This is a genomic window from Paenibacillus sp. FSL H8-0283 (assembly GCF_045040675.1).
GTDB classification, from domain to species: domain Bacteria; phylum Bacillota; class Bacilli; order Paenibacillales; family Paenibacillaceae; genus Paenibacillus; species Paenibacillus amylolyticus.
Genome location: NZ_CP150295.1, coordinates 6,227,621 through 6,240,899, shown reverse-complemented (window position 1 = coordinate 6,240,899; position 13,279 = coordinate 6,227,621). Strand labels below are relative to the sequence as shown.

At 45.2% G+C, this 13,279-nt stretch carries 19 protein-coding genes; all 19 read left to right on the top strand.

The window, feature by feature from the left end:
* The first annotated feature begins 12 nt into the window (after positions 1-12).
* The 19 genes from rpmD to MHI52_RS27435 all read left to right on the top strand — a co-directional run bounded on the left by rpmD (position 13) and on the right by MHI52_RS27435 (position 13,239).
* Positions 13-198 carry a 50S ribosomal protein L30 gene (rpmD, locus tag MHI52_RS27525; RefSeq protein ID WP_017692092.1) on the top strand — a complete coding sequence of 62 codons (186 nt, stop codon included), beginning with the start codon at positions 13-15 and terminating at the stop codon, positions 196-198.
* 43 nt (positions 199-241) lie between these two features.
* Complete coding sequence (gene rplO, locus MHI52_RS27520; protein WP_091020538.1) at positions 242-682, top strand: 50S ribosomal protein L15; 441 nt, start codon at positions 242-244, stop codon at positions 680-682.
* Positions 682-1,980 carry a preprotein translocase subunit SecY gene (secY, locus tag MHI52_RS27515; protein WP_017692094.1) on the top strand — a complete coding sequence of 433 codons (1,299 nt, stop codon included), beginning with the start codon at positions 682-684 and terminating at the stop codon, positions 1,978-1,980. The genes rplO and secY overlap by 1 nt, the downstream gene beginning before the upstream one ends.
* A 90-nt stretch (positions 1,981-2,070) precedes the next feature.
* Positions 2,071-2,715, top strand: a complete 645-nt coding sequence (locus MHI52_RS27510; protein WP_405157997.1) for an adenylate kinase — start codon at positions 2,071-2,073, stop codon at positions 2,713-2,715.
* Between the two features lie 3 nt (positions 2,716-2,718).
* On the top strand, positions 2,719-3,471 hold the full coding sequence (gene map / locus MHI52_RS27505; protein WP_076320288.1) for a type I methionyl aminopeptidase: 753 nt from the start codon (positions 2,719-2,721) through the stop codon (positions 3,469-3,471).
* 10 nt (positions 3,472-3,481) lie between these two features.
* Positions 3,482-3,790 carry a KOW domain-containing RNA-binding protein gene (locus tag MHI52_RS27500; protein ID WP_282320141.1) on the top strand — a complete coding sequence of 103 codons (309 nt, stop codon included), beginning with the start codon at positions 3,482-3,484 and terminating at the stop codon, positions 3,788-3,790.
* A gap of 3 nt (positions 3,791-3,793) precedes the next feature.
* Complete coding sequence (gene infA, locus MHI52_RS27495) at positions 3,794-4,009, top strand: translation initiation factor IF-1 (RefSeq protein ID WP_017692098.1); 216 nt, start codon at positions 3,794-3,796, stop codon at positions 4,007-4,009.
* A 152-nt stretch (positions 4,010-4,161) separates the two neighbouring features.
* Positions 4,162-4,275, top strand: coding sequence for a 50S ribosomal protein L36 (gene rpmJ, locus MHI52_RS27490; RefSeq protein ID WP_003333770.1), 114 nt, complete (start codon positions 4,162-4,164; stop codon positions 4,273-4,275).
* A gap of 20 nt (positions 4,276-4,295) precedes the next feature.
* Positions 4,296-4,664: a 30S ribosomal protein S13 gene (gene rpsM / locus MHI52_RS27485; RefSeq protein WP_036607200.1), complete on the top strand. Its 369-nt coding sequence runs from the start codon at positions 4,296-4,298 to the stop codon at positions 4,662-4,664.
* A 19-nt stretch (positions 4,665-4,683) separates the two neighbouring features.
* A complete protein-coding gene (rpsK, locus tag MHI52_RS27480; protein WP_017692100.1) occupies positions 4,684-5,079 on the top strand; it encodes a 30S ribosomal protein S11 in 396 nt (131 codons plus the stop codon).
* Between the two features lie 136 nt (positions 5,080-5,215).
* On the top strand, positions 5,216-6,160 hold the full coding sequence (locus MHI52_RS27475) for a DNA-directed RNA polymerase subunit alpha (protein WP_017692101.1): 945 nt from the start codon (positions 5,216-5,218) through the stop codon (positions 6,158-6,160).
* A gap of 34 nt (positions 6,161-6,194) precedes the next feature.
* Positions 6,195-6,560 (top strand): 50S ribosomal protein L17, encoded by a 366-nt coding sequence (gene rplQ / locus MHI52_RS27470; protein ID WP_017692102.1) that lies wholly within the window; start codon positions 6,195-6,197, stop codon positions 6,558-6,560.
* A 159-nt stretch (positions 6,561-6,719) separates the two neighbouring features.
* Positions 6,720-7,493 carry a tRNA pseudouridine(38-40) synthase TruA gene (gene truA, locus MHI52_RS27465; RefSeq protein ID WP_076216861.1) on the top strand — a complete coding sequence of 258 codons (774 nt, stop codon included), beginning with the start codon at positions 6,720-6,722 and terminating at the stop codon, positions 7,491-7,493.
* Between the two features lie 205 nt (positions 7,494-7,698).
* On the top strand, positions 7,699-8,136 hold the full coding sequence (gene rplM, locus MHI52_RS27460; protein ID WP_024633564.1) for a 50S ribosomal protein L13: 438 nt from the start codon (positions 7,699-7,701) through the stop codon (positions 8,134-8,136).
* Positions 8,137-8,155: 19 nt separating this feature from the next.
* A complete protein-coding gene (gene rpsI / locus MHI52_RS27455; RefSeq protein WP_017692105.1) occupies positions 8,156-8,548 on the top strand; it encodes a 30S ribosomal protein S9 in 393 nt (130 codons plus the stop codon).
* Between the two features lie 801 nt (positions 8,549-9,349).
* A complete protein-coding gene (locus MHI52_RS27450; protein WP_076254721.1) occupies positions 9,350-10,042 on the top strand; it encodes a phosphoadenylyl-sulfate reductase in 693 nt (230 codons plus the stop codon).
* 23 nt (positions 10,043-10,065) lie between these two features.
* Positions 10,066-11,235: a sulfate adenylyltransferase gene (gene sat / locus MHI52_RS27445; protein WP_036607210.1), complete on the top strand. Its 1,170-nt coding sequence runs from the start codon at positions 10,066-10,068 to the stop codon at positions 11,233-11,235.
* A 68-nt stretch (positions 11,236-11,303) separates the two neighbouring features.
* Positions 11,304-12,059, top strand: a complete 756-nt coding sequence (gene cwlD / locus MHI52_RS27440; protein ID WP_036607212.1) for an N-acetylmuramoyl-L-alanine amidase CwlD — start codon at positions 11,304-11,306, stop codon at positions 12,057-12,059.
* Positions 12,060-12,138: 79 nt separating this feature from the next.
* Positions 12,139-13,239: an Mrp/NBP35 family ATP-binding protein gene (locus tag MHI52_RS27435; RefSeq protein ID WP_076254719.1), complete on the top strand. Its 1,101-nt coding sequence runs from the start codon at positions 12,139-12,141 to the stop codon at positions 13,237-13,239.
* Positions 13,240-13,279: the final 40 nt, after the last annotated feature.

The following is a 13,279-nucleotide window of genomic DNA, read 5'->3' as shown; positions in this document are numbered from 1 at the left end:
GAGGGAATTCTCATGGCTAAATTAGAAATTACCCTCGTCCGCAGTTTGATCGGACGTCCGGAGACGCAAAGAACAACTGTGAAAACATTGGGTTTGCGCAAAATCAATAGCAAAGTGGTACAAAACGATAATCCTGCCATCCGTGGTATGATTAACAAAGTAAGCCACTTGGTTGCTGTTAAAGAAGTAGAAGCTTAATATCGGGTTAATCCCACAAATCTTTAAGGAGGTGCAACGAACGATGAAGTTACATGAGCTTTCACCATCTCCTGGATCCCGCAAAGAACGTAAACGTGTTGGTCGCGGTCCAAGTAGTGGTACAGGTAAAACATCAGGTCGCGGTCACAAAGGACAAAATTCTCGTTCTGGCGGTGGAGTACGTCCAGGCTTCGAAGGTGGACAAAATCCATTGTATCGTCGCTTGCCAAAACGTGGTTTTGTAAACCCAACTCGCAAAGAATATGCAGTTGTGAATACTGAAGACCTGAACAGTTTTGCTGCGGGTACTGAAGTAACTCCAGAATTCTTGATGACGAACGGCGTAGTTAAAAACGCTAAATCCGGAATCAAAATCCTGGGTAACGGTGATGTCACTGTGAAGCTGACTGTTAAAGCTAACAAGTTTTCTCAATCTGCTATTGAGAAAATTGAAGCTGCCGGCGGTACAACCGAGGTGATTTAATGTTCAAGACCCTAAAGAATATCTGGCGGGTTGAAGATCTGCGCAAAAGGGTATTATTTACCCTTTTTGTACTGATCATTTACCGCATCGGCTCCTTTGTTCCCGTACCGGGAGTTAACAAAGACGTGTTCGAAGCGACAAATTCTGCGGGTAAAGAAGTTTTTGGACTTCTCAATACGTTCTCGGGTGGAGCGCTCTTCCAGTTCTCGATATTTGCGCTCGGGATCGTGCCTTACATCACTGCGTCTATCATAGTACAGTTGCTTTCCATGGACGTTATTCCTAAATTAGCGGAGTGGGCAAAGCAAGGTGAACAAGGTAAGAAGAAATCTGCACAATTGACCCGTTATTTAACGATTGGCCTGGCATTGATTCAAGCGTTTGGTACGTCGATCGGATTCAACCGCTTGTACAATACAGACATGATTCCTAACGCTACATTTGCAGATTATATCTTGATCGCGATTGTACTTACGGCCGGTACTTCATTCCTAATGTGGCTTGGTGAGCAGATCACCGAGAAGGGCATAGGAAACGGGATTTCGATCTTGATCTTTGCGGGTATCCTATCTACGGTGCCTAACATTATCAAACAAACGATCGAATCCGACTTCATTCAACCTGACCAACTGTTTATGAATATTCTTAAAGGTGTTATCATCGCAATTGTTATTGTGTTGATCATCATAGGGGTCATTTACATTCAGCAGGCGATTCGGAAAATTCCGGTACAGTACGCTAAACGTGTCGTAGGTAACAAAATGTACGGTGGACAGAATACACATATCCCGCTGAAAATTAATGCAGCAGGTGTTATCCCTGTCATCTTCGCATCATCGCTGTTGATGTTCCCGACGATCATCGCCAACTTCTGGGCAGATCGCCTTTGGGCACAGTGGATCGGACAGAACCTGACTACACACAAACCTCTGGGTATGTTGTTGTATGTCGTGATGATCTTCGGTTTCACATTCTTCTATACTTTCGTACAGATGAATCCACAGCAGATGGCTGATAATATGAAAAAGAACGGCGGTTACATCCCAGGCATTCGCCCGGGTAAAGCAACCGAGAAATATCTGACCCGTGTCATGACTCGTTTGACAATGGCCGGTGCCATGTTCTTGGCAGTCATTTCCGTTCTGCCTGTAATCTTGGGGGCACTGTCTGGTTTGCCTCAATCTGCGCAAATTGGAGGAACATCCCTCCTGATCGTTATCGGTGTTGCGCTGGATACGATGAAGCAAATCGAAAGCCAATTGATCAAACGCCACTACAAAGGTTTTATCAATAAATAGGCAATAGGTACCGGTCGAGTGAAGATTTACTTGCCGGCACCTATTGTGCTGTTTGTTGATGTAGGGTAGTCTTGGAGGGAGTGACATAACGTGAACATCCTATTCATGGGCCCTCCGGGGGCAGGAAAAGGAACGCAAGCAGACGTCATCGTGAAAGAGTTCGGTATTCCCCATATTTCAACAGGCGATGCATTTCGTCTCGCGATCAAACAGGGAACTCCCATTGGCATGAAAGCCAAGGAATATATGGATCAAGGATTGCTTGTACCAGATGATGTAACCATTGGCATCGTTGAAGAACGTTTGCAGCAGCCTGACTGCAGAGAAGGTTTCCTCTTGGACGGATTTCCAAGAACCCTTTCGCAAGCAGAAGCGCTCGATGGCATTCTGGATCGATTGAACTCAGGTCTCGATCATGTAATCAACCTGAAAGTGGATCGCAACAAATTGCTCGCTCGTTTGACGGGTCGTCGAATTTGTAAAAACTGTGGTTCCACTTATCATGTGGTATTCAATCCGCCTAAGCAGGAAGGTATTTGTGATAAATGCACTGGTGAGTTGTATCAACGCTCTGATGATAATGAAGAGAGTGTAGGTACACGACTGGACGAGTATATCAACAAAACAGCACCACTCCTCACGTTCTATGAGACTAAAGGTCTTCTTCGTCAAATGAACGGAGAACAGGATATCGATCAAGTTTCTCAAGAAATCGTGTCCTTACTGAGAGGTTAATTGATGATCATTGGTAAGTCCGAAACGGAACTGGGCTTGATGAGGGAAGCAGGGAGAATTGTTGCGGAAACGCATCGTCTCTTGGCAGAGCATATCGCTCCCGGTATTACGACTGGAGAACTTGACCATATGGCTGATCAATATATCCGCAGTCAAGGAGCTGTGCCGTCTTTCCAAGGTTATAACGGTTTCCCTGCCAGTGTGTGCGCTTCAGTCAATGAAGAGTTGGTACATGGATTTCCCGGCAAACGCAAGTTGAACGAGGGCGATATCGTTACGTTTGACATTGGCGCGCAGTACCAGGGGTATCATGGAGATTCCGCCTGGACTTATCCGGTCGGCCGTATTTCCGAAGAAGCCCGTCGTCTTCTGGACGTTACCGAGGCTTCGTTATACGCAGGTCTGGCGCTGGTAAAACCGGACGTTCGCTTGTTTACAATATCTCATGCGATTCAGAAATATATTGAAGATGAAGGGTTCTCCGTAGTTCGTGAATATGTCGGTCACGGCATAGGCGCAGATCTGCACGAAGAACCACAGATTCCGAACTATGGTCTTCCCGATCGGGGACCACGGCTTAAAGCGGGCATGGTGCTGGCCATAGAGCCGATGGTTAACGTAGGTAGACGGTATGTGAAAACGTTGGAAGATAACTGGACTGTCGTCACGGTTGATGGTAAGTTATGTGCACACTTTGAACACACCGTAGCAGTTACACCAGATGGTATGGAAATTTTCACGAAACTGAATGCGTAGGTGATGAGGCATGAACAGTCAGTCTAATCCGCAGCTCGGTCAACTTGTGAAGATCCGTAAAGGCCGCAATGCGGACCAAGCCGCAGTAATTGTTGCTATAGCGGACGGTAAGTTCGTATATATTGCGGATGGAGACAAACGTAAGTTTGATCAACCAAAGAAGAAGAATCTTCTTCATCTTGAGCTCCAGCCCATGATTAGCAGCGAGGTTGTGAACAGTTTAAACGAGAGTGGTCGGGTGACAAATGGAAAGCTCCGTTACGCGGTTCATTCATTTCTGGAATCCACCAACATTCAATCTGAAGAGAAAGGAGACTGACTAATGGCTAAGGAAGATGTCATTGAAGTGGAAGGTACGGTTCTCGAACCGCTACCGAATGCAACATTCAAGGTTGAGCTTGAGAACGGTCATCAAATTCTCGCTCACGTTTCCGGAAAACTGCGGATGCACTTTATCCGTATCCTGACTGGAGACAAAGTAGTTGTTCAGTTGTCGCCTTATGATTTAACAAAAGGTCGCATAACTTACCGTAAATAGTAGTAGACAGTTGCAATGAACTGTGAAGCTTATGTAGCGGGTTTTGCCCGGCAAAACTTGCGAAAGCTTCGAAGCCGGTTTTACAATAGTAGAACAAGGTCAATGCTTACGAAGAGGGTTTTGCTTAGCAAAACTTTGAGGAGGTAATTCACATGAAGGTAAGACCTTCGGTCAAGCCGATTTGCGAAAAGTGCAAAGTCATTCGCCGCAAAGGGAATGTTATGGTTATCTGTGAAAATCCGAAACACAAACAAAAACAAGGTTAAAGAAGGGGGTGTAGCGTAAAATGGCACGTATATCTGGTGTGGATTTGCCACGTGATAAGCGCGTTGAGATCGCCTTGACTTATATTTTCGGAATCGGTAAAACGACTTCCCAGAAAATTCTGAGCACAACAGGCATCAATCCGGACACTCGTGTTCGTGATTTGACGGAAGATGAAGTCAGCAAATTGCGTGAAAGTATCGATAAAGAGGTCAAAGTAGAAGGTGACCTGCGTCGAGAAATCTCTTTGAATATTAAACGTTTGACGGAGATCGGTTGTTACCGTGGAGTTCGTCATCGTCGTGGTCTGCCTGTTCGTGGACAACGTACGAAAACGAATGCTCGTACTCGTAAAGGTCCTCGTCGTACAGTAGCGAACAAGAAGAAATAATAAGGGGGGATAAGAGAAAATGGCTAAACCGAAAAAAGTCGTACGTACTAAACGTCGTGACCGTAAGAATATTGAATCTGGCGTGGCGCATATCCGTTCCACTTTCAATAACACTATCGTTACTATTACGGATCCTCACGGAAACGCAATTTCGTGGGCAAGCTCCGGCGGCCTCGGATTCAGAGGTTCCCGTAAATCGACTCCGTTTGCTGCACAAATGGCTGCTGAGACTGCTGCCAAAGCTGCAATGGAACATGGGATGAAAGCCGTTGAGGTTATGGTTAAAGGACCAGGCGCAGGCCGTGAAGCAGCGATCCGCTCTTTGCAAGCTGCTGGTCTTGAAGTTAACCTGATCAAAGACGTAACTCCAGTCCCGCATAACGGATGCCGTCCTCCAAAACGTCGTCGTGTCTAATGAGATTTGCCCCTGCGTGTGGTATATTTCCGGCACAATCTGCTAATAATGGTTGTTTAGGCATACTACTACATGTTTTCGCAAGAGAAGGTAAATGTTTCATAGAGGACCGACGTTTTGAAGGAGGGGTATTGCAGTGATTGAAATCGAAAAGCCGAAAATTGAGACGGTAGACGTCAACGATGATGGCACCTATGGGAAATTCGTAGTAGAACCGCTTGAGCGCGGATACGGTACGACGCTTGGAAACTCGCTTCGCCGAATCTTGCTCTCGTCACTGCCGGGTGCGGCAGTGTCTTCGGTTCAAATCGATGGCGTTCTGCATGAATTTGCTACAGTTCCTGGCGTAATGGAAGATGTAACGGAGGTTATTCTTAACCTGAAAGCTTTGTCGCTTAAGATTCATTCAGACGAGGAGAAAGTGCTCGAGATTGATGCTGAAGGCGAAGGAGCAATTACGGCTGGAGATATCCGTGCTGACTCCGATGTGGAAATCCTTAATCCGGATTTGCACATTGCTACGCTCGGACCAGGTTCGAGACTTCACATGCGTATTTTTGCCAATCGCGGTCGCGGCTACGTCCAGGCAGATCGGAATAAACGCGATGACCAGCCGATCGGCGTCATCCCAGTCGATTCCATCTTCACCCCGATCAGTCGCGTTAACTACGCTGTGGAAAATACGCGTGTCGGTCAAGTGACCAACTATGACAAGCTCACGTTGGAAGTTTGGACTGATGGAAGTATTCGTCCTGAAGAGGCTGTAAGCCTCGGCGCTAAAATTTTGACTGAGCATTTGATGCTCTTCGTGGGTCTTACAGACGAAGCGAAAGATGCAGAAATCATGGTCGAAAAAGAAGAAGACAAAAAAGAAAAAGTACTCGAAATGACGATCGAAGAGCTGGATCTCTCTGTTCGTTCCTACAACTGCCTCAAACGTGCCGGTATTAATACCGTGCAAGAGCTGACTACGAAAACGGAAGAAGACATGATGAAAGTCCGAAACCTCGGACGCAAGTCTTTGGAAGAAGTTCAAGAGAAGCTTGAGGAACTTGGTTTGGGACTCCGTACAGAAGAATAGACAGCCGAGTGCTTGAAGTGAAGGAGGGAAAACAATGGCATACCAAAAGTTGGGCCGTAATTCCAGCGCACGTAAAGCTTTGTTCCGTGACCTGGTAACCGACCTGTTCTTATACGAACGCATTCAGACAACTGAAGCGAAAGCAAAAGAGGTTCGCTCTATTGCTGAAAAACTGATCACTAAAGCGAAAAAGGGAGATCTTCATGCCCGTCGCCAAGTGGCAGCTTATGTTCGCCGCGAAACTATCGATGGTGAGCAAGATGCAATCCAAAAACTGTTTAGCGAATTGTCCGGTCGTTACGCTGAGCGTCCAGGTGGATACACTCGTATCTTGAAACTGGGACCTCGTCGTGGTGACGCAGCGCCAATGGTTTACTTGGAACTGGTAGACCGCGCGTAAAACAGATGAGATGAGGAAAGGGGACAGAATCAACGATTCTGGATTAACCCTTTTTTTCTCTTCATTTCGGAATTCGTGCTGTAATAGAAGCTCCGTAAGGGGCTTCTTTTGCTGTTCGGGATAGGGATATGTATAGTATGGAACAAAGGTGTGGTAATAATGCGAAACTTATGTATGACGTTAACTTATGATGGCACTGCCTATTACGGCTTCCAAGTACAGCCGGGTGGGAATACCATTCAGGATCATCTTGAAGATGCGATTCGTGCTTTAACCGGTGAGAAGGTTAAAATTACAGGTTCAGGCCGAACAGATGCAGGTGTTCACGCCCGCAGACAAATCTTCAATTTTCCTACGGAGTCCCAGATCCCGATTGAACGTTGGTGTATTGCACTCAACTCCAGATTACCCTCCGATATTGTCGTTATTGATGCGATTGAAGTTTCGGCTGATTTTCATTCTCGCTATGCAGCGAAAAAGAAAACGTATCGTTATACAGTCAATGCGAATCAATTTCCGGATGTATTCAACAGAAGACTGCAATATCATCATCATGCGAAGCTTGATATTATGGCAATGCAGGAGGGCTTACGACATTTCATAGGGACGTATGATTTTACCTCTTTTGCTTCACGCAAGTCTCAGAAAGAGAATCATGTCCGTTCGGTGTACGAAGCATGGATGGAAGTGGACCGATCAATGTGTAGAGACCATCCGCGCGATCAGGGTGTCATTCACATTTATGTGAGTGGTAACGGCTTTTTGCAGCATATGGTTCGTATCATTGTAGGTACACTGCTGGAGATCGGAGAGGGCAAACGGAAAGCCTCTGATGTACCAAATATGATTGCTGCATGTAATCGATCTGCTGCAGGACCTACTGCAGTTAGCTGCGGTTTAATGCTCTGGGATCTTGAATACAAAAAAGATTAAATTTGGTGAGTGAAAAGCTTAATTAACACTTGCGATTTAATCGCCTATCATGTAATATAAAAGTTGTGTTTTCTTAATGGCTTTCCCACAGCCCCAATTAAGAGTTTCACATCAAATTTACAATCCATCAACACCTAAAGTTATAACTTAACGAACGAAGATAAATGAAAATGATGATTTTGAACATTTTAAGGAGGAACTTTTCATGCGTACTACGTACATGGCGAAGCCTAACGAAGTTGAGCGCCAATGGCACATCATTGATGCTGAAGGCAAAACCCTCGGACGTTTGGCGAGCGAAGCAGCAGCTTTGATTCGCGGCAAACACAAGCCACAATTCACTCCACATGTGGACACTGGCGATTTCGTTGTTATCATCAATGCTGAGAAAATCGTATTGACTGGTAAGAAAATGCAAGGTAAAAAATACTACCGTCACTCAATGCACCCAGGTGGTTTGAAAGTAACTACAGCTGAAGAGATGGTTAAAAACAAACCTGAGCGTATGTTGGAATTGGCTGTTCGCGGTATGCTTCCTAAAACTCGCATGGGCGAGAAAATGAAGTTGAGACTTAAAGCGTACAGAGGCACTGAGCATCCACATGCAGCACAAAAACCAGAAGTTTACGAACTTCGCGGTTAATTAAAAGGAGGACAGTTTCATGGCACAAGTACAATACTATGGGACAGGTCGTCGTAAACATTCGGTAGCACGTGTTCGCCTTGTACCGGGTGAAGGACGCATTGTCATCAATAAACGTGATATTAATGAATACTTCGGTTTGGAAACACTCAAACTGATCGTAAAACAACCACTGAACTTGACAGAAACGCTCAACAACTATGACGTTCTTGTTATTGCTCATGGTGGCGGAATCTCCGGTCAAGCCGGCGCAATCCGTCATGGTATCTCCCGCGCTCTGCTCAAAGCAGATCCGGAATACCGTGCATCCCTGAAAAAAGCAGGATTCCTGACTCGTGACCCACGTATGAAAGAGCGTAAAAAATACGGTCTTAAAGCGGCTCGTCGCGCACCTCAGTTCTCCAAACGTTAATATTAAAAGCCTTTGGCCTCGGTCAAAGGCTTTTTTTTATATTCATGAATATTACGCCATATATTATATTAGTTTGTGCGATAGCTCTCATATCTCTGATGTCTCTCCCCGTGCTTGTGCATTTTTCCTTCATTGCCTTTTCATTGTGCTCTTAATGTCCCTCAATACAGTCCTATAATATGTACGTTGATACATCTACATCTTACTGAACCTCTCTAATCGTTTATATCATTGAATTTGCTCTTACGCTCTCACCCATCGCTCACCACACATTTTATAACAGCTCCTATAAAATCATCGATTAGAACTCATGCGGGATTTCTTGAATGCACTCGGCTTACTGTTTTTGTACTTAATTCTTTGGTGCAAACCCTATCAGTATTTCTTATGGAAACGATAAAAGTCCCTTACATATCAACAGCTAAAATTCGCAACGTTGCTCCCCTTAAAACTTTAGCTTTTCTTCCCTCATTTTCAATCACCCGTTGTTTTTTTGATGCTGTTCTTTACGACAAGAACTGTCCAAACCCAGTAACAGCAAAGGATTCCCAGGCTAAGAGATGTATTTTTACCTGCCTAATGACCTGGGCCAACATCATTGTTTTTATCTCATTAACAGAGAAATGGATAAATTGAACCAAAATATTGTTTGAGAGCGACGATAAAAAATGGGCAAAAACTGATTTATTTTACCATATGGCAGGCATTGACATCCCCAATGAAAGATTTATACTAAACATAATTCATATTAGATTAGTCGGCTTTAGGTGTGTTGAATTGCAGAATGGGGGAAATTCACAGATGAACTTGTTGGAGAAAGAAGATTTGGCACGGAAGAAGGCAGAGGAACTGGAACACGCCAGTCCAGAGGATATTATTCGGTATGCTATTGAAACATTCCCAAATATCACTTTTGCATGTAGCTTTGGTGCAGAAGATGTTGTACTTGTAGATATGGTGCAGAAAATCAGCCCATCCACAGATATTTTTTATCTGGATACAGATTTTCACTTTAAAGAAACATACGAAACACGTGATAAGATGCAGGAGAACTACAACCTTGAATTTGTACGTGTGTCACCTAAGATTACTCCAGAAGAGCAGGCAGCTCAACACGGTGAAGAGTTGTGGAAGTCTGATCCCAATGGGTGCTGTAACATTCGCAAAGTCGAACCGTTAACACGTATTCTTTCTCAGTATGATGCATGGATTACAGGTATCCGCAGAGATCAAGCACCAACTCGTGCAAACTCAAAGAAGGTTGAATATGATTCCAAATTTGGCCTGATGAAGTTTAATCCGATTGCTCACTGGACGACTGAGGATGTATGGCAATATATTCGTGACAATAACGTTGTATATAACCCTCTTCATGATCAGAACTACCCAAGTATTGGTTGTGAGCATTGCACACGTCAAGTTATGCCTGGCGAGGACCCACGTGCCGGACGCTGGTCTGGTAATGATAAAACGGAATGTGGCCTTCATAAATAATAGATATACAAGGAGCTGACAAGATGACATCGATTCTGCCTCATGGAGGTACGCTGGTTCAGCGTATCGTACAAGGAGAAGAACGGGAGCAATTGTTGCAAGACAGTAAAAACTTATCCTCTTTGCGTATTAATACCTGGACAATATCAGATTTGGATCTAATTGGTGTAGGTGCGTTCTCACCACTTCAAGGTTTCTTGAATGAGGAAGATTACCTTTCGGTGGTGTCTCGCATGCGTCTCGCCGATGGAACAGTCTGGAGTATACCGATTACACTTGCTGTTGATGATAAACAAGCCGCATCCCTCCAGATTGGTGAACGTGTGAAACTTGTTGGTGATCAAGATGGAGTCACTTATGGATTGCTCGAAGTCCAAAGTATATACCAGGTGGATCAGGGTGAAGAAGCCCGGCGTGTATTCAAAACAGATGATCCCGAGCACCCGGGTGTTAAAAAACTGTTGGAGCGTCCTGCAACATACGTAGGAGGTCCAATCCAAGTGTTGAACCGTCCAAAACCTTCGAAATTCGAAGAATTCTATTATGATCCTGCAGATACCCGGAAGATTTTTCAGGAGAAGGGTTGGAAGACCGTAGTTGGTTTTCAGACACGTAATCCGGTCCATCGGGCTCATGAATACATTCAGAAGAGCGCTATGGAGATTGTAGATGCACTCTTCCTGAATCCGCTTGTTGGAGAGACGAAGTCGGACGATGTTCCCGCAGATGTTCGGATGAAGAGTTATCTGGTATTACTGGAGAACTATTACCCGGCTGATCGTGCGTTCCTTGGTGTGTTCCCCGCAGCCATGCGGTATGCCGGTCCACGTGAAGCTATTTTCCATGCGATGGTTCGCAAAAATTACGGGTGTACCCACTTTATTGTTGGTCGTGACCATGCGGGTGTTGGTGATTATTATGGAACATATGAAGCACAGGAGATATTTACTAACTTTACAGCAGAGGAACTGGGGATCACTCCGTTGTTCTTCGAACATAGTTTCTTCTGTACCAAATGTGGAAACATGGCATCCAGCAAAACTTGCCCACATGATAAAGAACATCATATGGCGCTTTCAGGCACCAAAGTACGCGGGTTGCTTCGTGACGGCCAGTGCCCTCCACCTGAATTTACACGTCCTGAGGTAGCTGAGGTGCTGATTGAAGGAATGGCGGAGCAAGTCCGGTCCTAGCGGTATATTTGTCCATCTTGTCCCATATAGATGATTAGAGTCATTTATAGGGACGAGGTGGTTTTTTTATGCGTAAAAATATGGGGAAACACTTTGTAGTCTGGATTAGGCTAAAAACAATCAAAAGGGTCATGCTGAGTCTCTGTCTGCTGGCCATGTTAGTGGCGGTAATGTCCTATGAACTGCCTTCCGCTAAGACGTCAGGTTATTGGAGTTTGCCGATGGCGGGTAAAGTCATTGCCATTGATGCAGGACACGGAGGTCCAGATGGAGGAGCGGTAAGTAAACAGGGGGTTATTGAAAAAGATATCAACCTGTCTATCGCCCTGTATGTGAGAGATTATTTACAACAGGCAGGGGCCTTAGTGGTTATGACACGAGAAATAGACACTGATTTGGCGGAATCGGACACCAAGGGGTACTCCAAACGCAAGACGGAAGATCTGAAACAAAGAGTACGACGGATAGAGGATAAGCAAGCAGATCTCTTTATCAGCATTCACATGAACAGTGTCCCATCCAACCGATGGAGTGGAGCGCAGGTTTTCTATACAACGAACCATCCGGATAACGAAGGTTTGGCTAATCTGCTTCAACAAGAGATGGTTCGTAATCTGGAGAATACAGATCGAATCGCCAAAACGGTGAATACTGTTTATCTGTTACAGGCTCTGAAGATCCCTTCAGCGCTGGTAGAAGTGGGTTTCCTTTCTCATCCGGAAGAGGCACGTATGCTTGCTGACGAAGCTTATCAACGCAAGGTAGCTGCATCGATCTATAATGGAATTCTCAGATATTCCTCAGGAGAACGGCCTAAAAGTTAGTCAGAACAAGATAGGTAATGATATAATTGGATCAGCATACCTAATTACATGCCAATAGATAAAGCTGAGGTGCTGTCTGATGTTATCAAAAGAACAGATACTTGAACTATTACAGCCATTACAAGAACCACAATTGGGAGTAAGTCTGACCGAACTGGAATGGTTTCGAGATATTATGGTGAAAGAAAATCATGTGGCTCTGACCATAGTGACACTGGAAAATCGACCTGAGGATACAACAGCTTTGAGTGATGCAGCGCGTAATCTGTTGTCCCAGCACGGACTGAAGGATGTACATATTCGTGTGCGTGCAGCTTCTGAGCATGATCGTGAGAGCCTGAATATGGGACAACCCGATAATGAGCCAGATCGGGACGAAGTGCTCGTAAAAGGTCACGCAGCGGGTCTGGATGGACATGAGCTGTTAAGTCCTGAATCAGGTGTTCGTTTTATTGCTGTGGCCAGTGGTAAAGGTGGCGTTGGTAAATCAACGGTAACCGTTAATCTGGCTGCAGCCTTGGCACGTCAAGGCAAGAAAGTGGGCTTAATTGATGCGGATATCTATGGCTTCAGTGTACCCGACATGATGGGGATTGAAGAATATCCGGTCGTTGAAGATGGCGTTATTCAACCGGTTGAACGTTTTGGCGTCAAAGTCATGTCGATGGGCTTCTTTATTCGGGAAAACAACCCGGTAATCTGGCGTGGACCCATGCTAGGTCGGATGCTTCGTCAATTCTTTACGGATGTCCAGTGGGGCGAATTGGATTATGTATTACTGGATTTGCCACCAGGTACGGGAGATGTTGCTTTGGATGTGCATCAGATGTTGCCACAGAGTAAGGAAATCATCGTTACCACGCCGCATGCAACGGCAGCTTTTGTCGCAGCACGTGCGGGTGCGATGGCCATTCAGACCGATCATGAGTTGCTTGGGGTGGTTGAGAATATGGCGTACTATGAGTGTGGCAGTTGCGGAGAGAAGGATTATGTCTTTGGTCGTGGAGGCGGGGGAAGACTTGCGGAAAGTCTGCATACAAGCCTGCTTGCCCAGATTCCATTAGGCACGCCGGATAATCATCCTTCCGAGCCTGATTTCTCACCTTCGGTTTACAAAGCAGATTCCCGTATAGGGGCTATCTACGATGAAGTTGCCCGGTCCATTGACTCCAAATTCTAATGGTATGAGTGTTATAAATACAAATAAAGCCTGCGTCCAT

Bases quoted from the DNA above. Each gene is read 5' to 3' on its own strand.
- sat (WP_036607210.1), top strand. From the start codon at position 10,066: ATGACATCGATTCTGCCTCATGGAGGTACGCTGGTTCAGCGTATCGTA.
- truA (WP_076216861.1), top strand. From the start codon at position 6,720: ATGCGAAACTTATGTATGACGTTAACTTATGATGGCACTGCCTATTAC.
- rplM (WP_024633564.1), top strand. From the start codon at position 7,699: ATGCGTACTACGTACATGGCGAAGCCTAACGAAGTTGAGCGCCAATGG.
- rpsI (WP_017692105.1), top strand. From the start codon at position 8,156: ATGGCACAAGTACAATACTATGGGACAGGTCGTCGTAAACATTCGGTA.
- rpmD (WP_017692092.1), top strand. From the start codon at position 13: ATGGCTAAATTAGAAATTACCCTCGTCCGCAGTTTGATCGGACGTCCG.
- rplO (WP_091020538.1), top strand. From the start codon at position 242: ATGAAGTTACATGAGCTTTCACCATCTCCTGGATCCCGCAAAGAACGT.
- map (WP_076320288.1), top strand. From the start codon at position 2,719: ATGATCATTGGTAAGTCCGAAACGGAACTGGGCTTGATGAGGGAAGCA.
- MHI52_RS27435 (WP_076254719.1), top strand. From the start codon at position 12,139: ATGTTATCAAAAGAACAGATACTTGAACTATTACAGCCATTACAAGAA.
- cwlD (WP_036607212.1), top strand. From the start codon at position 11,304: ATGCGTAAAAATATGGGGAAACACTTTGTAGTCTGGATTAGGCTAAAA.
- rpsM (WP_036607200.1), top strand. From the start codon at position 4,296: ATGGCACGTATATCTGGTGTGGATTTGCCACGTGATAAGCGCGTTGAG.
- infA (WP_017692098.1), top strand. From the start codon at position 3,794: ATGGCTAAGGAAGATGTCATTGAAGTGGAAGGTACGGTTCTCGAACCG.
- rplQ (WP_017692102.1), top strand. From the start codon at position 6,195: ATGGCATACCAAAAGTTGGGCCGTAATTCCAGCGCACGTAAAGCTTTG.
- secY (WP_017692094.1), top strand. From the start codon at position 682: ATGTTCAAGACCCTAAAGAATATCTGGCGGGTTGAAGATCTGCGCAAA.
- rpsK (WP_017692100.1), top strand. From the start codon at position 4,684: ATGGCTAAACCGAAAAAAGTCGTACGTACTAAACGTCGTGACCGTAAG.
- rpmJ (WP_003333770.1), top strand. From the start codon at position 4,162: ATGAAGGTAAGACCTTCGGTCAAGCCGATTTGCGAAAAGTGCAAAGTC.
- MHI52_RS27450 (WP_076254721.1), top strand. From the start codon at position 9,350: ATGAACTTGTTGGAGAAAGAAGATTTGGCACGGAAGAAGGCAGAGGAA.
- MHI52_RS27500 (WP_282320141.1), top strand. From the start codon at position 3,482: ATGAACAGTCAGTCTAATCCGCAGCTCGGTCAACTTGTGAAGATCCGT.